The organism is Mesorhizobium sp. M4B.F.Ca.ET.143.01.1.1, assembly GCF_004792275.1.
GTDB lineage: Bacteria > Pseudomonadota > Alphaproteobacteria > Rhizobiales > Rhizobiaceae > Mesorhizobium > Mesorhizobium abyssinicae.
On sequence record NZ_SRSR01000005.1, the window covers coordinates 21,830 to 41,630 of the forward strand.

The window sequence follows — 19,801 nt, forward strand, 5'->3', positions numbered from 1 at the left end:
GCGCGTGGCGCTTCCGGGATAACGACATGCACGAAAACAACAATTCTCGCTTTATATAGTCGCGGACTCGTCGGCCCGAAAGTCCCCCGGCAAAACGCGCGCGAAGGTCAGCACGTCGACGGCTCCGGCGCCGCCCTTCTTCAGCGCCTTGGCCACCGACCTCACTGTCGCGCCGGTGGTGTAGACATCGTCGATCAACAGCACCCGGCGGCCGGCAATCTCGATCTCCGCCTCGGTCGGCACGCGGAAGGCGGCGCGCACATTGTCCTCGCGCTCCTGCCGCTCCAGCCCGACCTGCTGGCGGGTGAGCTTCACGCGCCTCACCACCGAAGGCGAGAAAGGCAGGCCGCTGAGGTGCGATACCGCCCTGGCCAGCTCGGCCGACTGGTTGAACTGCCGCCGGAAGAAGCGCCGCCAGTGCAACGGCACCGGCACGACGAGATCGGCCTCCGCGATCAGCTCGGCTCCGGCGCGCAGCATCCAGCGCGCCATCCATGGCGCCAGATCCGTGCGGTCCTGATACTTCAGGCCTTGCACCATCTGGCGCGCCACGCCGGAATAGACGACCGCGGCCCGCGCCCGTTCGAAGGGCGGCGGATCGGCGATCGCTTCGGCCGAGAGGAAGCCTTCGCCCATGTCATGGGTGAACGGCGTGCCCATCACCGCGCACCAGGGCCGTTCCAGCAGCCTGAGCTTCGGCCAGCAGGTCCCGCACAGCACGCCGGGCTGCGAGACATGGCGCCGGCAGCCGGCGCAGACCGGCGGAAACAGGATGCGCGCCGGCAAGGCCAGTGCCCGCCGCGCGATGGTCCCGAGTTCAACGGCCTTGATCTTCGGCATTGGATCGGCCACGTGGTTTCGTCGCCGCTCCACTATAATCGGAGCGCGGAAAACAGGAACCTGCCCGTTGCAGCCTATCATCGACACCTCGCTCTGGCTGGCGCGCAAGCGCCGCGCCCTGGCCCACACCGTGGGCGGCGCCGATTTCTTGATGCGGCGGGTCGCCGATGACCTTGCCGACCGGCTCGGCGCCGTCGAGCGCAGCTTCGGCAAGGCAGCCGCGCTGTTTTGCCAGACGCCGGCGGCAGCGGATGTGCTCGCCGAAAGCGGCAAGGCGGCGGAGATCGCGCGCGTCGAAGCGGACGCGGCTTTCCTCGGAGACAGGGCAGGCCTTGTCGCGCCGCTGGAGACGGTGCCGTTCGAGGCCGAGAGCCTCGATCTGGTTGTCTCGCTGCTGTCGTTGCAGGCGATGAACGATATTCCCGGCATGCTGGCACAGATCCGCCGGGCGCTGCGGCCAGACGGGCTTTTCCTCGGCGCCCTGGCCGGCGCCGGCACGCTTTCCGAATTGCGCGAGAGCCTGCTCGCCGCCGAGACCGAGCTCTACGGCGGCGCCAGCCCGCGCGTCATTCCCTTCACCGATGTCCGCGACGCCGGCGCGCTGCTGCAGCGCGCCGGCCTGGCGCTGCCGGTCGCCGATGTCGAGACGGTGACGGTCCGCTACGACACCATGTTCGACCTGCTCGCCGATCTCAGAGCCATGGGCGAGAGCAGCGCGCTCGTCGACCGCAGCCGGCGGCCCGGCACGCGAAATTTCCTCGCCCGCGCCGCCGAGATCTACGCGGAGCGGTTTTCCGACCCCGACGGCCGGATCAGGGCGAGCTTCTCGATTGTATGGCTGTCAGGCTGGGCGCCCGATGCTTCGCAGCAAAAGCCGCTGAAGCCGGGCTCGGCAAAGGTTTCGCTGAAGACGATCCTGGAAGACCCGCAGCGGCGTTGAGACCGATCAGTGCTGGGCGAAGGCGTTGACGAGCTGGCTGTTGGTGTCGCTGAACAGCCACTGTATCGCATTGGCTGCCCTGCCGACGCCGCCGACGATGGCAAGCGACAGCACTGCGGCGATCAGGCCATATTCAATGGCTGTCGCGCCTCTCTCGTCGTGGACGAACTGTTGCAGAAGCTTTTTCATGGTCATCGATCCCTCTTGCCAGGACCATAGCTCCTACCTGTTAAGAAAGGTTAACGGCAAAAGCTTAACAGGCGGTGAAACGGGTCGTTTCTCGGAAATTTGTTAACTATATCAACACTCCCCGCTGCGCGAGCCGTCGCTGCGGATCACGCAGACCGAACTGGGCAGAGGCTGCAAGACGCTGCGGCGCAGCGTATAGGTGTCGCGATGGCCGATCGTACCGGTGCTCATCGTGTCGACGCCGGCAAAACCGTCGCGGGCTGACCGGGTCTGGCTGTCGAGCAAAGGCGCGGCGATCAAGGCGAGCGCCACCGCGGCCGAGCCGAACAGAAGCGTGATGCGCAATATGCCCATACCGGCATCGGCGGCGCGAAAGCCGCGCTCCGGCCGGATCGAGTCCCAGTCTTTGTCGAGGCTCATGCAATCGCTCCCCACGCGAATCGGCCGGGACCCGGCTTTGCCTCAATTTTCCACACCGGGATAAATCTTCCATTAACGCTGGCTAAAACCAGCGCCCAGGCGCTCACAGGAGATCGATGAGGAACTGGATCAGCGGCGCGTCGGCCGGCGGCATCGGATAGTCGCGCATCTGGCGCGGCCGCACCCATTTCAGCCCCTGCCCTTCCCTTGGCTGCGCGATTCCGCGGAAGCGGCGGCAGACGAAGAGCGGCATCAGCAGGTGAAAATCATCGTAGCTGTGGCTGGCGAAGGTGAGCGGCGCGAGACAGGGGATGTCCGTTTCGATGCCGAGTTCCTCCTGGAGCTCCCGGATCAGGCACTCCTCAGGTGTTTCACCGGGCTCGACCTTGCCGCCCGGGAATTCCCACAGGCCGGCGAGCTGCTTGCCTTCGGGGCGCTGCGCCAGGAGCACGCGACCATCCGCATCGACCAGCGCGCAGGCGGCGACGAGAAGCAGGCGCTTGCCGGGTGGCTTGACCTCGCTCATGCGCCGGGCGGCCGACGATAGTGGTAGCGGTAGACCTCCTCGAAGCCCAGCGACCGGTAGAGCCCCAGCGCCGGCGCGTTGCCGGCCTCGACCTGCAGCCAGGCCTCCCGCGCGCCGCGCAGCCGCGCCCATTTCAGCGCCGACAGGATAAGGTTGCGGCCGTGGCCTTGGTTGCGCACCGATCTGTCGGTGGCGATCTCGAACAATCCGGCGAGGTCGCCGTCATGGACACAGATCAGCGTCGCCAGCGGCTCGTTGCCGTCCTCGAGCGCGAACAGCCCGGCCTCGGGCTGGATGGCGCCGATGATCTCCGACAGGCCTGGCCTGAGCGACACGTCCGAGCCGCTGACCTTCAGCGACGCGCCGATGAAGCGGCTGATGTCTTTCAGCGGAATCTGGTCCATGGCGGTGTCGAGCCGGGCGTCGGCCAGCGGCAGCCGCATCACCAGGGATTCGTCGAATCTGCTCCAGCCTTCGCCGTCGAGATGTTTGGAAAGGACAGGGCCTGACAGCGGCGATATTCGGAACGTCAGCGGCCGGCCATAGGCGTCGAAACGCCGGCTGGCGCGGCCGATGCGCTCGGCGATGTGCTGGGTGTCGCCGGGGTCGAGCGGATTGACCGAGTTCAGCCGCTTGGCCGGATGCCCGGCCGTCAGCCGTACCACCCAGGTGCCGTCATAATGGACGGCGGCCGCCGGCCAGGCGCGGAAACCGGCCGCCTCGTAGCGGCGCACGGTCGCGAGCATGCTTGCCGGATGTCTGGACACCAACGCCCTCAGCTCCGGTAATCGCCGTTGATGGCGACATATTCCTTGGTGAGGTCGCACGTCCACACCGTCGCCTTGCCGCGGCCGATGCCGATATCGGCGCGGATGCGGATATCGTCGCGCTTCATATAGGCCGAGGTCGCTTCCTCGGAATAAGCCGGATCGCGCTCGCCCTCATGCGCCAGCCTGTTGTCGCCGAACCAGATCGACAAAAGGTCGCGGTCGGCGGGTTCGCCGGCCTTGCCGACCGCCATGACGACGCGGCCCCAATTGGCGTCCTCGCCGGCGACGGCCGTCTTGACCAGCGGCGAATTGGCGATCGACAGCGCGATGCGCTTGGCCGAACGGGCCGACTTGGCGCCGGTGACGGTGACTTCGACCTGCTTGCGCGCGCCCTCGCCGTCGCGCACCACCTGCAGCGCCAGCGTCTTCAGCACCTTGCCGAGCGCACGGCGGAACGCGCCGAGCCGCGCGTCCTTGGCATCGCTGATCGCGGGCGCGCCGCGCTTGGCAGCGGCGCCGGTGGCAAACAGCAGCAGCGTGTCGCTGGTCGAGGTGTCGCTGTCGACGGTGACCGCGTTGAAGGTCTTGGCGGTGCCGCGCGACAACAGATCCTGCAGCACGGGTGCGGCGATCGGCGCGTCGGTGGCGATGAAGGAGAGCATGGTCGCCATGTCGGGCGCGATCATGCCGGCGCCCTTGGCGATGCCGTTGATGGTGACGTTGGCGTCGCCGAGCTTCACCGTCGCCGTCGCCACCTTCGGATAGGTGTCGGTCGTCATGATGGCCTTGGCCGCCTCGGTCCACAGGTCGGGCTTGCCGTCCTTGACCAGCCCGGCGAGCAGATGGCTGAACCTGGCCGTGTCGAGCGGCTCGCCGATGACGCCGGTGGAGGCCAGGAACACCTCGCTAGTGGCGCATCCGGCGGCCTTGGCCGCCGCCTCGCCGGTCAGCGCCGTTGAAGCGCGGCCCTTCTTGCCGGTGAAGGCATTGGCGTTGCCGGAATTGACCACCAGCACGCGCGCCTTGCCGGCGCCGAGGTTCTGCCGGCAGAAATCGACCGGCGCCGACGGGCATTTCGACTTGGTGAACACCCCGGCGACGGCGGTGCCCGGATCGAAGACCATGGCCAGGAGGTCGGTGCGGTTCTTGTATTTGATCCCCGCCTCGGCGGTGGCGATGCGCACGCCCTCGATCGCGGGCATTTTTGGATATTTCTTCGGCGCGAGCGGCGAAATCGTTGCGGACATGAGGACCTCGGGCGGCGGAAACGCTGGGGAAGGCCGGTTTGCCCGATACGACGCGCCGGCGCAAGGGCGTTTTCGTCGCTCCTGCCGGCCGCGCCAACCCGCTCCGCACGCCTGCAAGGCCGCGCATTTGGGGAGGCCCCGGAACGGGCCGTATCGTTTCACCGAGAAGCCTTGTATCCTGCGGGCAAGACATATCGGCAAGGACAAGGCAGATGGGCGAGGCCGCCGGAACCGGGCGCAAATCGATCGGCGCCAGGCGCAATCCCGACAGCGCCGACGCCATTCTCGACGCCGCCGAGGCGGTGCTGGCGGAGGCCGGCTATTCCGGCTTCTCGATCGAGGCGGTGGCGCGCCGGGCGCGGGCCGGCAAGCCGACCATCTATCGCTGGTGGCCGAGCAAGGCCGCCCTGCTGCTCGACGTCTACCAGCGGCAGAAGCGGGTCGACGTCCCCGACACCGGCAATCTCGAGGACGATCTTGTCGGCTTCCTGAAGAACCTGTTCGCGCACTGGCGCCTGACAGCGTCGGGCAATGTGTTCAGATCGCTGATCGCCGAGGCGCAGTCGGATAGCCACGCTGCGGCGGCCCTGGCCGGCTACGCGACCGGACGCCGCGCCCACACCGGCCAGGTGATCGAGCGCGCCAAGGCGCGCGGCGAGGTCGCGCCCGAAGTCGATGCCGGCATCGTCGCCGACCTCATCGCCTCCTATGCCTGGAGGCACCTTCTTACCAACCGGCTCGACGAGGACCAGGCGACGCTGCGCACTGCCGTCCGCTATGTGATCTCCGGCATTTCCGCCAAGCGCTGAGCCGCCGGGCTCGGGCTGCCGGCACGACACGCTTGTTTCCATGCCGCAAACGAAAAGGGCGCCGAACGGCGCCCTTCGCAAGACTGATGAGCTGTCGCGGGCCTTACTTGCCGCTTTCGATCGTCTCGACCGCCTTCTTCAGGTTGGCGTCGGGGATCTCGACCTTGGCGTCGGCGCGCAGCTGCTTCACCAGCGCGAAATACTTGTCGCGGATGACGGCCTGCTTGGCCTGGTCCTTGACCTCCTCGAAGGCCGGCGGCTGCTTGGCGCGCTTGTCCTCGAGCTTGATGACGTGCCAGCCGAACTGCGACTGCACCGGCTCCTTGGTGTATTTGCCGACCTCGAGCGCGAACGCCGCCTTGTCGAACTCGGGAACCATCTGCCCCGGTCCGAACCAGCCGAGATCGCCGCCGTTGGACTTGCCGCTCGGATCGCTGGTGTGCTCGTTGGCAAGCTTCTGGAAATCGGCGCCGCCGTCGAGCTGCTTGATGATCGCCTCTGCCTCTTCCTTGGTCTTCACGAGGATGTGACGGGCGTGCACCTCGTTGACCGGCGGCGTGTTGGCGATCTCCTGGTCGTAGCGGGCGCGAATCTCGGCGTCGGTCACCTTGTTGACGACGCCCTTCTCGACCATCTCGCCATGCAGCGCGCGCTGCTGCAGGAACGCCATGCGGCGCTGGAAGTCGGCATCCTTGTCGAGGCCGGTGGCGACCGCCTGGGCCGCCATGACGCGGATCTCTATGGCCGCCGAAAGGGCGGCCGCGCGGCGCTGTTCCGGCGGCAGTTGCTGGAACTGCTGCGACAGCTCGCCTTCCGCAAGCCCAAGGTCCGCCTCGGTCAGCGGCTGGCCGTTGATCGTCGCGACCACGGCGTTCGGATCGACCGGCTTGGCGGCCGCGGCCGGGGCAGCCGGCTGGGCCGGGGCGGTTTCCTGCGCCATCAGCGGCGACAGCGACAGAGCCGACAGTCCGAATGCCAGGCCAAGGCTGGCGAGCGACGCACGGCGGAACGATAAGGTCATCAAGATTAACTCCGGTGGGGATTGCTTGGGCTGAATGGCTTCAGATCGGCCAGATTGTGGCGGAATTTGGCGCGGTCGGCAGGACCAGCGCGGCGTTGACATCGTTTGAGCCCCCTCTTATCTGTCCAACGACTTTGCGTCCAGAACCGTTTTCCGGGCGCTTTTTGCGTTTGTCCGCGTTTCACGCGGATTTGATGGGGCCGCCCGGTGCCTGTCGCAACGATTAAGAATGCTATCGAAAGGGCCATTGGATGGTCAGTCTCGGCGGTCTCGCCCGTAAGGTTTTCGGCTCCTCCAACGATCGCCGGGTGAAGGCGACCCGGCCGCGGGTCGAGGCCATCAATGCCATGGAAAACGAGATGCGGGCGCTTTCCGACGTCGAGCTTCGCGGCCGCACGGAAAAGTTCCGCCAGGATATCGCCAATGGCGCCTCGCTCGATGATCTCTTGATCCCGGCCTTCGCCACTGTGCGCGAGGCCGCGCGCCGCGTGCTCGGCCTGCGTCCTTTCGACGTGCAGCTGATCGGCGGCATGGTGCTGCACAATGGCGGCATCGCCGAGATGCGCACCGGCGAGGGCAAGACCCTGGTCGGCACCCTGCCCGTCTATCTCAATGCGCTCGCCGGCAAGGGCGTCCACGTCGTCACCGTCAACGACTACCTCGCCACCCGCGACTCCGAATGGATGGGCCGCATCTACAAGTTCCTCGGCCTCACCGTCGGCGTCATCGTCCACGGCCTTTCCGACGAGGAGCGTCGCGCCGCCTACGCCGCCGACGTCACCTACGCCACCAACAACGAGCTCGGCTTCGACTATCTGCGCGACAACATGAAATACGAGCGCGCGCAGATGGTGCAGCGCGGTCACAGCTACGCCATCGTCGACGAAGTCGATTCCATCCTGGTCGACGAGGCGCGCACGCCGCTGATCATCTCCGGTCCGCTCGAGGACCGTTCGGAGATGTACAACACCATCGACGCCTTCATGCTCAAGCTCGGCCCGGCCGACTACGAGATCGACGAGAAGCAGAAGACCTCGATCTTCACCGAGGAGGGCACCGAGAAGCTCGAGAACATGCTGCGCGACGCCGGCCTTCTGAAGGGCGAGTCGCTTTACGACGTCGAGAACGTCGCCATCGTCCACCATGTCAACAATGCGCTCAAGGCGCACCAGCTGTTCCAGCGCGACAAGGACTATATCGTGCGCAACGGCGAGATCGTCATCATCGACGAGTTCACCGGACGCATGATGCCCGGCCGCCGCTATTCTGAAGGCCTGCACCAGGCGCTCGAGGCCAAGGAGCACGTGGCGATCCAGCCGGAGAACCAGACGCTGGCGTCCGTCACCTTCCAGAACTATTTCCGCCTCTACGACAAGCTCGCCGGCATGACCGGCACGGCGCTGACCGAGGCCGAGGAGTTCGGCAACATCTACAATCTCGAGGTCACCGAGATCCCGACCAACCTGCCGGTCGTGCGCAAGGACGAGGACGACGAGGTCTACCGGACCGTCGACGAGAAGTACAAGGCGATCGTCAAGGAGATCAAGGAAGCGCGCGACAAGGGCCAGCCGATCCTGGTCGGCACCACCTCGATCGAGAAATCCGAGCAGCTCGCCGAGCGCCTGCGCAAGGACGGCTTCAAGAGTTTCGAAGTGCTCAATGCCCGCCACCACGAGCGCGAGGCGGCCATCGTCGCCCAGGCCGGCAAGCCCGGCGCCATCACCATCGCCACCAACATGGCCGGCCGCGGCACCGACATCCAGCTCGGCGGCAACGCCGAAATGCGCATCGCCGAGGAGCTCGGCGACCTGCCGGAAGGGCCGGAGCGCGAGGCCAAGGAAAAGGCAATCCGCGACGACGTCGCCCGCCTGAAGGAAAAGGCGCTCGCCGCCGGCGGCCTCTACGTGCTCGCCACCGAGCGCCATGAATCGCGCCGCATCGACAACCAGCTTCGCGGCCGCTCCGGCCGCCAGGGCGATCCTGGCCGTTCGAAATTCTTCCTGTCCCTGCAGGACGACCTGATGCGCATCTTCGGATCCGAGCGCATGGACGGCATGCTGCAGAAGCTCGGCCTCAAGGAAGACGAGGCGATCATCCATCCCTGGATCAACAAGGCGCTGGAAAAAGCGCAGAAGAAGGTCGAGGCGCGCAACTTCGACATCCGCAAGAACCTGTTGAAATATGACGACGTCTCCAACGACCAGCGCAAGGTGGTGTTCGAGCAGCGCATCGAGCTGATGGACGGCGAAGGCCTGTCGGAAACGGTCGCCGAGATGCGCGACGGCGTCATCGAGGAGATCGTCGCCAAGAACATTCCCGAAAACGCCTATGCCGAGCAGTGGAATGTCGCCGGCCTCAAGGCCGAAGTGGCCGAGTTCCTCAACCTCGACCTGCCGGTCGAGGAGTGGGCCAAGGAAGAAGGCATCGCCGAGGACGACATCCGCGAGCGCATCACCGCCGCCGCCGAGACGGCCGCCAAGGAACGCGCCGAGCGTTTCGGCCCCGACGTGATGAGCTATGTCGAACGCTCGGTGGTGCTGCAGACGCTGGACCACCTCTGGCGCGAGCACATCGTCAATCTCGACCATCTGCGTTCGGTCGTCGGCTTCCGCGGCTACGCCCAGCGCGATCCGCTGCAGGAATACAAGGGCGAAGCCTTCGAGCTGTTCCAGGGCATGCTCGGCAATCTGCGTCAGGCCGTCACCGCGCAGCTGATGCGTGTCGAGCTGGTCCGCCAGGCCGCCGAAGCGCCGCCGCCCGAGGCGCCCGACATGTTCGGCAGCCATATCGACGGCACGACTGGCGAGGACGACTTCCAGGGCGGCGAGACGGCGCTCCTGGTGCGCCAGGAATCCAATGCGATCGTCGCGGCGGAGGACCGCGACCCGAACAACCCCGCCACCTGGGGCAAGATCGGCCGCAACGAGGCCTGCCCCTGCGGCTCCGGCAAGAAATACAAGCACTGCCACGGCGCGTTCGCTTGAGAGCAATTCCAGGAAAAGTGTGAAGCGGTTTTCCGCCCGGAATTGCGTCAGAACAAGGCGACCTTCCTTCTCCCCGTTTCACGGGGAGAAGGTGGCCCGAAGGGCCGGATGAGGGGCAGCGCGGCCGTTCGCGATCACACCAGTCCTGAAGCGCGCGCGGCGGCGGACGCCTCGCCGCGCGAGACCGCGTCCAGCTTGCCCAGCACCGCCGAGACATGGTGATCGACCGTCTTCGGCGAGATGGTCAGATGCTCGGCTATCCGCTTGTTGGAGAAGCCGCGCTCGCCAAGGGAGTTCTCGCTGACTTTTGCAGGAATTTGCTGGCCTCGTCAGCCAGAATTTCGAAATCTACAGCAGCATACGGATCGCTTCGCGATGCCCGAAGATCCAACACATAAGGCTCGAGGACTACCCAATTCCTTTCGATCGGGACACTCCAAGTTTCTACAATATACGCCGCAGGAAGTAGCCCATGCTTGATCAGCGTTCCAACCGATTCGAAAGTTCTAGCCACAGTCTCCGCAGCGGCCCTCTGGCCCGCATCCCACTCGCCTACGGGCTTCCGAAATTCTTCCTTTGCACGAGCAACAACGCCCCTCGCGGAAACAGCTTCAGGCGATTCGATGATATCCAGAGCTACCTTGAATGTCTGGGCATATATGGTCTTATTCAATGCCCTTTGCGCCTCATTCTGAGCTTCGGTAGACCGCTGGACTTCTTCGCGCATCTGCTTTTGCTCCTCCCTTTGAAGGGCCAACTCCTCTCTCTGCAGCAAAATGGCGACTATAACACCAGCAAACGCCAGTCCTGAAAACAAGGCATTTACGCTTCCATATAAGTCTCCGGAAAGGCCTCTATCAGACAGGTTCGGATAAATACATCGCATGGCGAACGGTGTAGCGATCCACAGCACTATCACCCCTCCGAAAATCAGCACCAAGGACAACCTCGAAATGCCGGTCGCTCCAGATTCTTCACTATCAACCATTCTATCGCCTCGCCCCCTTCATCGCTTCGGTGATTGCCACCGTCTCTACGCTCACGCGCGTCACCTTGGCTAAGAGATCGACGACGTTCTCCTTGTGGTCGGCGAAACGAAAGGTGTTGAACTTTTCCCGGATCGTCGGGTCTTTCGGTGTCTTTTCCTTGTACTGATCGAGAATCCAATCGAGGCTTGAGCGATTGCCAAGTCGGTAGTCCCACGCCTCCTTCGGGATGCCAGAAAGATGCGTTTCGGTGTCGACTCGTATGATGCCGTTGTCGTGATCGGCTTTAAGCAGCGCCTTGGGCGCAAGGTCCGCCGCTCGCGCCTTCTCGTCTGGAGTGTCCAGTCGCTCCAGCGGCCACGGTTCGACCGTCTCGTACCCGATATGCAGGTCCATAAGCCGCTTCCCCCATTCCGCCCAGCGCCAGAAGTCGGGATAGAACGGAATGCGAGGAAACTCCCGCTTCAAATTCAGCGCGTAGTTCTCGCGATACACAGGGTCGTGCAGCACACCGTAGACATAACGAAAGATGTCGTCCTTGGTCAGTGCCAGAACCGCCTTCCGCGAGCCGTCACTCTCCTTTTCCAACGGGGAAGTCGGGGTGCCCTGCCCGTCTCTGCCATAAGCCTTCTGAAACTCCTTCAGCGCCCAGTCGGTGATGTTGTCGACGCGTTCACCTGACGACGTGTATCGGTAGCGGGGGAGGCATTGGAACCCATCGGAGCTCGCGGCAAGATGAAACTCGGCGGGAACATCAGTTGCGAGCGGACTAAATGGAGCCCGGGCTCCAGGGTCATTGAAAAATATCGACTGATTCCGGCCGTGTTTGAAAAACGCCGGCATCTTGTTCGGCATTTCGACAAGAGAACTCCCAAAATAGACGAGTTTCTTGCTGAATGGTCGATACAACGTTTCCCGATATGAGGCTGGCTCATATTCTAACTTGTTTCCGGAAGCGATTGACCGGAGAAGTGAACGAGACCACTTGATGGTCGTGGTTCGACTTGCGCCGGAATTGGCCATAGGAGCAACGCCTGTCGTCAAGTTCGCGGCATCGATCAAGTATCGGACTTTTACTTCGATTTGCTTCTCGCTATCGCCTACAACCCAACCATCGCGAGCCGTAATATATCCCATCGAGTAATCACCAAATATGGCTTTGACATTTCTAAGATTTGAACTCTTCTTGAAAGATTTTCCAGCCACCGGGATCATGTCGCCTCAGTCGTTCTCGGTAAGATTGACCCAGTTCGCATTCTTGTCCGGCTCGACACGCTGATAGGAAATAGTCGACGCCTTGGCATTCGCCAGAAAGCTCAACTTATCCTCAGCGGTGTCGTACTCCGGACGACGCGCGTAGAAAATCTTGCAGCCCTTCTGCTTATGACGTTTGACGAAGAAGGAGATCGCAACACCCGTCTGGATGCCGAAAACGTTGTTCTTTGTGCCGGAGAGCTTGGGATTGGCACGGACATCTCCGCCAAGATCGACGATGTGGATTTCATTGAATTCTTGCGCCACCGCCTTTCGGAACCCGTCAAAGGTTCGACTTTCTATGAAGCTTCGGTTGGTGACGAACGCCAGCACGCCGTCGTCGGCCATGCGGTCTGACGCCCAGCGGAAGAACCGGGCATACATGTCGTAGACCTTGGTCTTCTGCGCGGTGGAGAGCCGGATGTAGCTCGACTTGATGAGTTGATCGACGCGCGGATATTCACGGTTCTTGTTGTTGTCGTTCTCGTTTGCCTGATTGGCATTATACGGCGGGTTGCCGATGATGACCGAAATCTTCCGCTTGTTCTGCCGCTTTACGCGCTCGACGTTTTCTTCCGACAGCCCGGCAAACATGTCGTGCTGATAGCCCGCTTTGATCCCAAGCCCCGCTACATTGTCCAGCGTATCGACGAAACAAAGGTTGGGAAACTCCGCGAACTGGCCCGAGATCGCGGCATAGGTCGCCTCAATGTTCAGGTTCGCCACATAGTAGGGTAAGATCGCCACCTCATTGGCATGCAATTCGTTTTTGTATTTGTGCGCCAACTTTCGCGGTTGTCCGCGGAAATGCTCCAAAAGCTCGCATACGAAAGTGCCGGTGCCGGTCGCCGGGTCGAGAATCTCGACATGCTCGTCGATAAGTTGTCTGCCGAAATGTTTCTGCGTCAGCCAGTCGGCGCCTTCGATGATGAATTTCACGATCTCATTCGGCGTGTAGACGACGCCCAGCCGATCGGCCTTCTTCCTATCGTAGACCTTGTAGAAATTCTCGTAGATCAGCTTCAGGAACTGCTGTTTTTCCTGATGGCTGGAAATTAGCGCCGCATTGGCGCGGATAGTCGCGTAGTAGGTCTCCAACCTCTTCAGTGTTTCGCGTTTCACCTGGCCGGTGAAGAATTTCGCTTCCAGCGCATAAAGCTCTTTGGCAATGTTGTTCTCACGATGAAAGTCGCCGTTGTCGAAGACGTGGGCGAAGATTTCCTCGGTCAATACATGCTGAATAAGCATCTCCCGAACATCGGCTTCGCCGACCGAAGGGTTGATCGTGTCCCTGGCGTGCTGCAGAAATTTGTCCGCCGACGCGCGGAAATCCAAATTCTTGTCATAGGCCGCGTCGATGCGTTCACGAAGTGCGGTCAGCACCGCCGGAATATCGTGCTTGAACTGCTCAACAGCTTTTCGGAAATCGCGGATTTCCTCCCGTTCGTATTTAAAGAACAGCGATACCAGCTTCAGCAGCTTTTCGGTGTCCGTCATCGAGCAGCGAAAAATTTCCTGCCGATTCTGGATCAGAACTGCCGTGTCAGAATTCTCGAAAATGATATTGTCTTGCGGATAGCCCTTGGCCAGTTTCTTGCGAATTTCCTCGTCGAGATCATCTGCCGTGTCCTTAGCTTCCCAGTAGCCAAGGGGCACACGCAGGTCATGCAGGATCGTCCCGTCAGGACGGATGCGATTTTTCTGAGGCGATAGAAATTCGTATTGGCTAATGAAATGCAGGTTATTTTGCCGCGACCACGCTTTCAGCAGATCCTTGAACGCTTCCGAGATGACGCCCTCGGTGAAGGACCCGGAGAACTTCCGCAGCCTGTCAATTTCGTTGAGATATTCCTGAATTAAAAGCTGACTCATGCCCCCTCCGCGCCACGGCATTAGAACCAAACTTTATTGGTTGTCAAAGGTCGTTCGGAGGGTACGATAGCGACTGGCCTGCCAGCCGGCGACTACGTCGTGCCGGCAACTTCTCGGCCCTCGCTCGCCATTCGTCATGCCGCCCCGCAAGGCGAAGCTCGCGCCGCCCCTCATCCGCCTGCCGGCACCTTCTCCCCGTATAGTGACGGGAGAAGGAAGGCTTCTCACCCAACCGTTTCTTAATGTGTTTTCGCTAGACCGAAACGCAGGAAACGAGGCGGAAAACGGAGAATAATCGGGGTGCGCTTTTCCGCGGCGACGACTGCCGGGCGGTTTTTGCCGCAGCGCTTGGCGCTGCGCGTGAGCCCGTTGCTTGGCCGCATCGATGCCGTGCTGTTCACCGCCGACGAGCGCGGCGAGGCCGGCCGCATGTCGCTCATCGCCTTCACCATCCGCATCATCAGCGCCGTTATCGCCTTCGTCAGCCAGGTGCTGATGGCGCGCTGGATGGGCTCCTTCGAATACGGCATCTTCGTGCTGGTCTGGGTGACGATGGTGATCGTCGGCAACCTCGCCTGCCTCGGCTTCCACACCTCCGTCATCCGCTTCATCCCCGAATATCGCGAGCGCGGCCTGCTCGCCGAACTGCGCGGCATCGTGATGGCGAGCCGGCTGTTCGTGCTGGTCGCCTCGACGGCCATCGCCGGCCTCGGCGCGCTCGGCGTCTGGCTGTTCTCGCCCTGGATCGAGAACTACTATGTCGTGCCGTTCATCCTCGGCGTCATCTGTCTGCCGATGATCGCGCTGGGCGATCTCCTGCAAGGGCTGGCGCGGGCGAATTCATGGGCACTGTTCGCGCTGTCGCCGACCTATCTGGTGCGGCCGGTGCTGATCCTGGTGTTCATGGCGCTGATGCTGGCGGCGGGCTATGCGCCCGATGCGAGGACCGCGATCTTCGCCTCGATCGCCGCTACCTACGCCACCACGCTCGGCCAGTTCATGGGCGTCACAGCGCGCATCGACCGCAAGCTGGCGGCCGGCCCGATGAAGGTGCATTTCGCGCAATGGTTCATGGTCTCGCTGCCGATCTTCCTGGTCGAGAGCTTCTTCTTCCTGCTCACCAATGCCGACGTGCTGATGGTCGGCGCCTATCTCGATCCCGATGACGTCGCCGTCTATTTCGCCACCGTGAAGACCCTTGCGCTGGTGCATTTCGTCTATTTCGCCGTCAAGGCCGGCGTCGCCCAGCGCTACGCCCAGTTCACCCATGGCGAGCCGGAGCGGCTTGCCGCCTTCGCCCGCGAGACGGTGTCGTGGACCTTTTGGCCCTCGCTCTTGATGGCGCTGCTGGTGCTGGCGCTGGGGCAGCCGATGCTTGTGCTGTTCGGCCCCGAATTCACCGCCGGCTATCCGCTCTTGTTCCTGCTCGTCTTCGGCGTCGTGGCGCGCGCCGCCGTCGGCCCCTGCGAGAGCCTGCTCACCATGAGCGGCAACCAGAATATCTGCGCCGGCGTCTACGCCATGACGCTTGCCTTCAACATCGGCCTCAACGTGCTCTTGATCCCGTTCTTCCACCTGTGGGGCGCGGCGATCGCCACCAGCCTCGCCATGGTCTTCGAGGCAAGCGCGCTCTCCTTCACCGTCTGGCGCAAGCTCGGCATCGTCATGTTGATCTTTGCGACCGCCAGGAAAGGGACCGCCTGATGGCCGCCATCCCGTTGCTCGAGGAAACCAGCGGCGGTCCGGCCGGCGCCATGGTGCAAGGCCTTGCCGGCCTGGCGCGCGACGCCGACCCCGCCCATATCGAGATCCTTGCCAACAACCGGCCGGAGCGCAAGCTTGCCATCTATCCGGCTTCCGCCGGCTTCGACCTGGTCGAGGAACTCGACTATCTCTGCACCCGCACCATCGAGCCCAACGTCTTCTTCAACCCGCGCTTCCTGGCACCGGCCATGCCGAGGCTCGAGGACCGCGAGGTCAAACTGGCGGTGATCCGCGACGGCGACGAATACCGCAACCGGCTGCGCCTGCTGGTGCCGTTCTCGGTCGAGCGGCCGGCGATCCCGCTCGGCGTCCCCGTCATGCGCACCTGGTCGAGCCCGTTCGGCCCGCTCGGCACGCCGCTGGTCGACCGCGACGATCCGGTCGGCGTCATTGAGGATTTCGTCTCGATGCTGTCCAGGCCGCACCTCAAGATGCCGAAGGTTTTCGTGCTGCCCGACATCCGGCTGGACGGACCGGTGGCGAGCCTGTTGACCACCTTCGCCGACACGCGCGGCCTGACCATGGTCACCACCGGCAAGATGGACCGTCCGGTGCTGGAAAGCGAGGCTGACGCCGAGGATTACCTCAAGGCGTCGCTGCGCTCGCACCATTACCGCGAATTCCGCCGATTGAAGCGCCGCCTTGCCGACCTCGGCCAGCTCGAACATCTGGTCGCGCGCGGTCCGGAGGATATCCGCCATGCCATCGAGGCCTTCCTGACGCTGGAGGCGGCCGGCTGGAAGGGCCGCGAGCGCACCGCTATGGCGATTGACCGCTACCGCGCCGCCTTCGCCCGCGAGGCCGTGCACCGGCTGGCCGAGCAAGATCTCTGCCGCATCCATTCGCTGACGCTCGACGGCCGCACCATCGCTTGCCTGATCGTCTTCGTCGAGGGCGGTGTCGCCTACACCTGGAAGACCGCCTATGACGAGACCCTGTCGGCCTATTCGCCGGGCACGCTGCTGATGATCGAGGTGACCAGGCAGAATCTCGACGACCCCAACATCGTGGTCACCGATTCCTGCGCCGTGCCCGACCATCCGGTGATGAGCCGGCTGTGGGTGGAGCGCAAGCCGATGGGCACGCTGGTGCTCGGGCTGTCGCCCGACGCCGACCGCCTCGCCCGCCAGGCTGCCTCGCAACTCCATCTCTACCGCGAGACCCGCAACATGGCGCGCATCCTGCGCAACCGCATGCGCAGCCTGTTGAAAAGGCGCTAGATGAACGCCGGCGCACGGTTTATGGCTGCCGGCGGCCAAATCGGGCCGGCCTCCACGATAAAGCATTCCAGATGATACGAGCCTTCCTGCGTCATGCCGGCCTCGCGCCGGTTCTCCTGCTTGCCCTGCTGCCGACGAAGGTTTTCGCCGGCTCCTGTCCCGAGGACTGCAGCGAGCCGCCGCCCGTCGACATCTACAGCCATACCGCCGCCGGCGACCTCAGTCCCGCAACTGCGGGTGCGTTGCCGCGCGTCTATGTGCCGAACCGGTCGTCGAACAGCGTCTCGGTGATCGACACGGTGACCCTGAAGGTGGTGGATAGGTTCGGCGTCGGCAGCAAGCCGCAGCATGTCGTCCCGTCCTGGGATCTGACGACGCTATGGGTGGCCAACAACGGCACCGGCAAGAACGGCAGCCTGACGCCGGTCGATCCGAAGACCGGCAAGCCCGGCCAGCAGATCCCCGTCGACGATCCCTACAACATGTACTTCATGCCCGACGGCAGTTCGGCCATCATCGTCGACGAGGCCTTGCGGCAGCTCGACCTGCGCGACCCGCAGACCATGGCGCTGAAGTCGGTCATCGCCACGCCCGACTGCGCCGGCATCAATCACGCCGATTTCTCGGTCGACGGCTCCTACGCCATATTCACCTGCGAATACGGCGACGGCGGGCTGCTCAAGGTCGACTTGAAGAACCAGAAGGTGCTTGGCCGGCTCGACCTCTCCAGGATGGGCATGCCGCAGGACATAAGGCTCTCGCCCGACGGCAAGGTCTTCTACGTCGCCGACATGATGAATGACGGCGTCTTCCTGGTCGACGGCGACAGCTTCAAGGAAATCGGCTTCATCGCCACCGGCATCGGCACGCATGGCTTTGTCGTCAGCCGCGACGGCAAGCGGCTTTACGTCTCGAATCGCGGCTCGCACAAGATGGAGCAAGGCCGTGCCAAGGGTCCCGGCAGCGTGACGGTGATCGACTTCGCGACCCGCTCGGTCGTCGCCCAGTGGCCCGTCCCGGGCGGCGGCAGCCCCGACATGGGCAATGTCAGCGCCGACGGCAGGCAGCTATGGCTGTCCGGCCGCTTCGACAGCGAGGTTTACATGTTCGACACTACGTCGGGCGCGGTCACCAGGATCCCGGTCGGAGCGGAGCCCCACGGCCTGACGGTGTGGCCGCAGCCAGGACGGTACTCGCAAGGGCACACGGGGAACATGCGGTAGGCCATTGCCCTTTTGAGGAGCGGTGACCGCGTCAAGACAAATGCATTCTTACGCAGCGATCTGCCTAATGATTCGGCAGAATTCCGGAAATATTGAGTAAAATTGCCCCGGCTTCACGCTTTAATTGTATTAGCGGTTCCTCATTCTCTTCGACCGAAAGATTAATCGGCGGAAATGACAATTTCCCTGTACTATATGGTCATTCCTTGGAACGATAATTTGAACTACAACGTTGGTCCGTAAGCGGTCGCTTGAACTCCCATCGAGCGGCTCGAACAGGCCGGCATTCCGAGGAAGGATCGTCCGATGACCAGTGTCGTCAACGCCAAAGGCATTCCCCTTCCCTACACCGGCGCTTCCACCCATTGGTACTCCGCAACCGGAGCCGGACCGGAGCTGCGCGGCACGTCCGGCAACGATTCGTTCTGGGGCGACACCAGCGTCAACGTCACTATGTATGGCGGTGCTGGCGACGACTATTACCACCTCTATTCAACGATCAACCGGGCCGTCGAGCTGCCCGGGCAGGGCATCGACACGATCGACACCTGGATGAGCTACAAGCTCCCCGACAATTTCGAGAACCTGGTCGTCACCGGCGCCAACAAATATGCCTTCGGAAATTCGCTCGACAATATCATCAAGGGCGGCACCAGCAGCCAGACGTTTGACGGCGGCAAGGGCAACGATGTCCTGATCGGCGGCGGCGGCGCCGACACGTTCATCATCACCAAGGGCAATGGCAGCGACCTGATCACCGATTTCGGCGCCGACGACACCGTCCGCCTCAACGGCTACGACTTCATGTCGTTCGACGACGTCAAGGCGCACATGATCCAGTCGGGGCCGAACCTCCTGCTCAACCTTGGATCGGATGAGGTGCTGGTGTTCAACAACACCACCGTCGACAAGCTGTCGGCTGGCCAGTTCGATCTGCCGATCGACAAGTCCGGCATGACCTTGTCCTTCTCCGACAATTTCAACACGCTCAGCCTTCACAACAGCCAAGGCGGCACTTGGGATACCAATTTCTGGTGGGGGCAGCCGAACGGCAGCACGCTCACCCAGAACAACGAGCTGCAATGGTACATCGACGCCGACTACGCCCCGACGAGCTCGGTCCATCCGTTCAGCATCAACAACGGCGTGCTGACGATCACCGCCGCGCAGGCGCCGGCCGACATCAAGCCGCTGATCAACAACTATGAATACACCTCCGGCATCCTGACGACGCACGACACCTTCTCGCAGACCTATGGCTATTTCGAAATGCGGGCCGACCTGCCGGAAAACACCGGCGCCTGGCCGGCCTTCTGGCTGCTGCCGGAAGACGGCTCGTGGCCGCCGGAGCTGGACGTGGTGGAAATGTACGGCCAGAACCCGAATTCGCTGCTGATGACTGCGCACACGAATCAGACGGGGACCCACACCAAGGTCGGGTCGACGGTAAATGTATCCGACACCGACGGCTTCCACACCTACGGCCTGTTGTGGACCCCGGACAAGCTGGTGTGGACCTATGACGGCGTGCAGGTGGCGGAGGTGGCGACGCCGTCCGACATGAACAAGCCGATGTACATGCTGGTCGATCTCGCGATCGGCGGTCAGGCCGGCGCACCGCCGGACCATCTCGCCACGCCGGCCGAAATGAAGATCGACTATATCCGCGCCTACACGCTGGACGATTTGCAGCAGAGCCACCTGAGCACGACAGGCGAACACACTGTCTAGGCGGA

General features: G+C 63.1%; 18 protein-coding genes. 7 read left to right on the top strand and 11 right to left on the bottom strand.

The features are described from left to right. Positions 1–51: 51 nt before the first annotated feature. Positions 52–852: a ComF family protein gene (locus tag EN786_RS13690; RefSeq protein ID WP_127286041.1), complete on the bottom strand. Its 801-nt coding sequence runs from the start codon at positions 850–852 to the stop codon at positions 52–54. Positions 853–907: 55 nt separating this feature from the next. On the opposite strand from EN786_RS13690, the gene EN786_RS13695 reads away from it, so the two are divergent. Further along, positions 908–1,780 carry a methyltransferase domain-containing protein gene (locus EN786_RS13695; RefSeq protein WP_127286040.1) on the top strand — a complete coding sequence of 291 codons (873 nt, stop codon included), beginning with the start codon at positions 908–910 and terminating at the stop codon, positions 1,778–1,780. A 6-nt stretch (positions 1,781–1,786) separates the two neighbouring features. On the opposite strand, the gene EN786_RS13700 is transcribed toward EN786_RS13695, so the two are convergent. The 5 genes from EN786_RS13700 to argJ form a co-directional block, all read right to left on the bottom strand. Then, entirely contained in the window at positions 1,787–1,975 is a 189-nt protein-coding gene (locus EN786_RS13700) for a Flp family type IVb pilin (RefSeq protein WP_127309173.1), read from the bottom strand. 105 nt (positions 1,976–2,080) lie between these two features. After that, on the bottom strand, positions 2,081–2,389 hold the full coding sequence (locus EN786_RS13705) for a hypothetical protein (RefSeq protein ID WP_127285210.1): 309 nt from the start codon (positions 2,387–2,389) through the stop codon (positions 2,081–2,083). A 103-nt stretch (positions 2,390–2,492) separates the two neighbouring features. Next, a complete protein-coding gene (locus tag EN786_RS13710) occupies positions 2,493–2,915 on the bottom strand; it encodes a (deoxy)nucleoside triphosphate pyrophosphohydrolase (protein WP_127285209.1) in 423 nt (140 codons plus the stop codon). After that, entirely contained in the window at positions 2,912–3,661 is a 750-nt protein-coding gene (locus EN786_RS13715) for a GNAT family N-acetyltransferase (RefSeq protein WP_127285212.1), read from the bottom strand. The genes EN786_RS13710 and EN786_RS13715 overlap by 4 nt, the downstream gene beginning before the upstream one ends. 29 nt (positions 3,662–3,690) lie before the next feature. Then, positions 3,691–4,932 (bottom strand): bifunctional glutamate N-acetyltransferase/amino-acid acetyltransferase ArgJ, encoded by a 1,242-nt coding sequence (argJ, locus tag EN786_RS13720; protein WP_127285208.1) that lies wholly within the window; start codon positions 4,930–4,932, stop codon positions 3,691–3,693. Positions 4,933–5,144: 212 nt separating this feature from the next. Here argJ and EN786_RS13725 point away from each other — a divergent pair, with 212 nt between their 5' ends. Then, positions 5,145–5,741, top strand: a complete 597-nt coding sequence (locus tag EN786_RS13725; RefSeq protein ID WP_127285207.1) for a TetR/AcrR family transcriptional regulator — start codon at positions 5,145–5,147, stop codon at positions 5,739–5,741. A gap of 103 nt (positions 5,742–5,844) precedes the next feature. On the opposite strand, the gene EN786_RS13730 is transcribed toward EN786_RS13725, so the two are convergent. After that, positions 5,845–6,762: a peptidylprolyl isomerase gene (locus EN786_RS13730; RefSeq protein ID WP_127285211.1), complete on the bottom strand. Its 918-nt coding sequence runs from the start codon at positions 6,760–6,762 to the stop codon at positions 5,845–5,847. Between the two features lie 251 nt (positions 6,763–7,013). Here EN786_RS13730 and secA point away from each other — a divergent pair, with 251 nt between their 5' ends. Further along, positions 7,014–9,746, top strand: a complete 2,733-nt coding sequence (gene secA, locus EN786_RS13735) for a preprotein translocase subunit SecA (protein WP_127309175.1) — start codon at positions 7,014–7,016, stop codon at positions 9,744–9,746. Positions 9,747–9,880: 134 nt separating this feature from the next. Here secA and EN786_RS39440 read toward each other — a convergent pair whose 3' ends face one another. The 4 genes from EN786_RS39440 to EN786_RS38570 are packed head-to-tail and all read right to left on the bottom strand — an operon-like array spanning position 9,881 to position 13,858. Beyond that, on the bottom strand, positions 9,881–10,063 hold the full coding sequence (locus tag EN786_RS39440; protein WP_348627053.1) for a LuxR C-terminal-related transcriptional regulator: 183 nt from the start codon (positions 10,061–10,063) through the stop codon (positions 9,881–9,883). Further along, positions 10,003–10,734 carry a hypothetical protein gene (locus EN786_RS13745; RefSeq protein WP_127285205.1) on the bottom strand — a complete coding sequence of 244 codons (732 nt, stop codon included), beginning with the start codon at positions 10,732–10,734 and terminating at the stop codon, positions 10,003–10,005. The genes EN786_RS39440 and EN786_RS13745 overlap by 61 nt, the downstream gene beginning before the upstream one ends. 1 nt (position 10,735) lies before the next feature. Beyond that, positions 10,736–11,947 carry a type ISP restriction/modification enzyme gene (locus EN786_RS38565; protein WP_245478141.1) on the bottom strand — a complete coding sequence of 404 codons (1,212 nt, stop codon included), beginning with the start codon at positions 11,945–11,947 and terminating at the stop codon, positions 10,736–10,738. Positions 11,948–11,953: 6 nt separating this feature from the next. Beyond that, complete coding sequence (locus tag EN786_RS38570) at positions 11,954–13,858, bottom strand: N-6 DNA methylase (protein WP_245478142.1); 1,905 nt, start codon at positions 13,856–13,858, stop codon at positions 11,954–11,956. 300 nt (positions 13,859–14,158) lie between these two features. Between EN786_RS38570 and EN786_RS13755 the strand changes: the two genes are divergently transcribed. From EN786_RS13755 to EN786_RS13770, 4 genes are all read left to right on the top strand, one after another. Continuing rightward, complete coding sequence (locus tag EN786_RS13755) at positions 14,159–15,562, top strand: lipopolysaccharide biosynthesis protein (RefSeq protein ID WP_127309176.1); 1,404 nt, start codon at positions 14,159–14,161, stop codon at positions 15,560–15,562. After that, entirely contained in the window at positions 15,562–16,842 is a 1,281-nt protein-coding gene (locus tag EN786_RS13760; RefSeq protein ID WP_127309177.1) for a GNAT family N-acetyltransferase, read from the top strand. The genes EN786_RS13755 and EN786_RS13760 overlap by 1 nt, the downstream gene beginning before the upstream one ends. Before the next feature lie 71 nt (positions 16,843–16,913). After that, the gene (locus tag EN786_RS13765; RefSeq protein ID WP_135908604.1) at positions 16,914–18,065 is read left to right on the top strand and encodes a YncE family protein; all 1,152 of its coding nucleotides are present in this window, start codon (positions 16,914–16,916) and stop codon (positions 18,063–18,065) included. Between the two features lie 306 nt (positions 18,066–18,371). Continuing rightward, entirely contained in the window at positions 18,372–19,796 is a 1,425-nt protein-coding gene (locus tag EN786_RS13770; protein WP_127311495.1) for a family 16 glycosylhydrolase, read from the top strand. Positions 19,797–19,801 lie beyond the last annotated feature (5 nt).

Bases quoted from the DNA above. Each gene is read 5' to 3' on its own strand.
- EN786_RS13770 (WP_127311495.1), top strand. From the start codon at position 18,372: ATGACCAGTGTCGTCAACGCCAAAGGCATTCCCCTTCCCTACACCGGC.
- EN786_RS13710 (WP_127285209.1), bottom strand. From the start codon at position 2,915: ATGAGCGAGGTCAAGCCACCCGGCAAGCGCCTGCTTCTCGTCGCCGCC.
- EN786_RS13725 (WP_127285207.1), top strand. From the start codon at position 5,145: ATGGGCGAGGCCGCCGGAACCGGGCGCAAATCGATCGGCGCCAGGCGC.
- EN786_RS13765 (WP_135908604.1), top strand. From the start codon at position 16,914: ATGATACGAGCCTTCCTGCGTCATGCCGGCCTCGCGCCGGTTCTCCTG.
- EN786_RS13745 (WP_127285205.1), bottom strand. From the start codon at position 10,734: ATGGTTGATAGTGAAGAATCTGGAGCGACCGGCATTTCGAGGTTGTCC.
- EN786_RS13705 (WP_127285210.1), bottom strand. From the start codon at position 2,389: ATGAGCCTCGACAAAGACTGGGACTCGATCCGGCCGGAGCGCGGCTTT.
- EN786_RS13715 (WP_127285212.1), bottom strand. From the start codon at position 3,661: ATGCTCGCGACCGTGCGCCGCTACGAGGCGGCCGGTTTCCGCGCCTGG.
- EN786_RS13730 (WP_127285211.1), bottom strand. From the start codon at position 6,762: ATGACCTTATCGTTCCGCCGTGCGTCGCTCGCCAGCCTTGGCCTGGCA.
- argJ (WP_127285208.1), bottom strand. From the start codon at position 4,932: ATGTCCGCAACGATTTCGCCGCTCGCGCCGAAGAAATATCCAAAAATG.
- EN786_RS38565 (WP_245478141.1), bottom strand. From the start codon at position 11,947: ATGATCCCGGTGGCTGGAAAATCTTTCAAGAAGAGTTCAAATCTTAGA.
- EN786_RS38570 (WP_245478142.1), bottom strand. From the start codon at position 13,858: ATGAGTCAGCTTTTAATTCAGGAATATCTCAACGAAATTGACAGGCTG.
- secA (WP_127309175.1), top strand. From the start codon at position 7,014: ATGGTCAGTCTCGGCGGTCTCGCCCGTAAGGTTTTCGGCTCCTCCAAC.
- EN786_RS13760 (WP_127309177.1), top strand. From the start codon at position 15,562: ATGGCCGCCATCCCGTTGCTCGAGGAAACCAGCGGCGGTCCGGCCGGC.
- EN786_RS13700 (WP_127309173.1), bottom strand. From the start codon at position 1,975: ATGACCATGAAAAAGCTTCTGCAACAGTTCGTCCACGACGAGAGAGGC.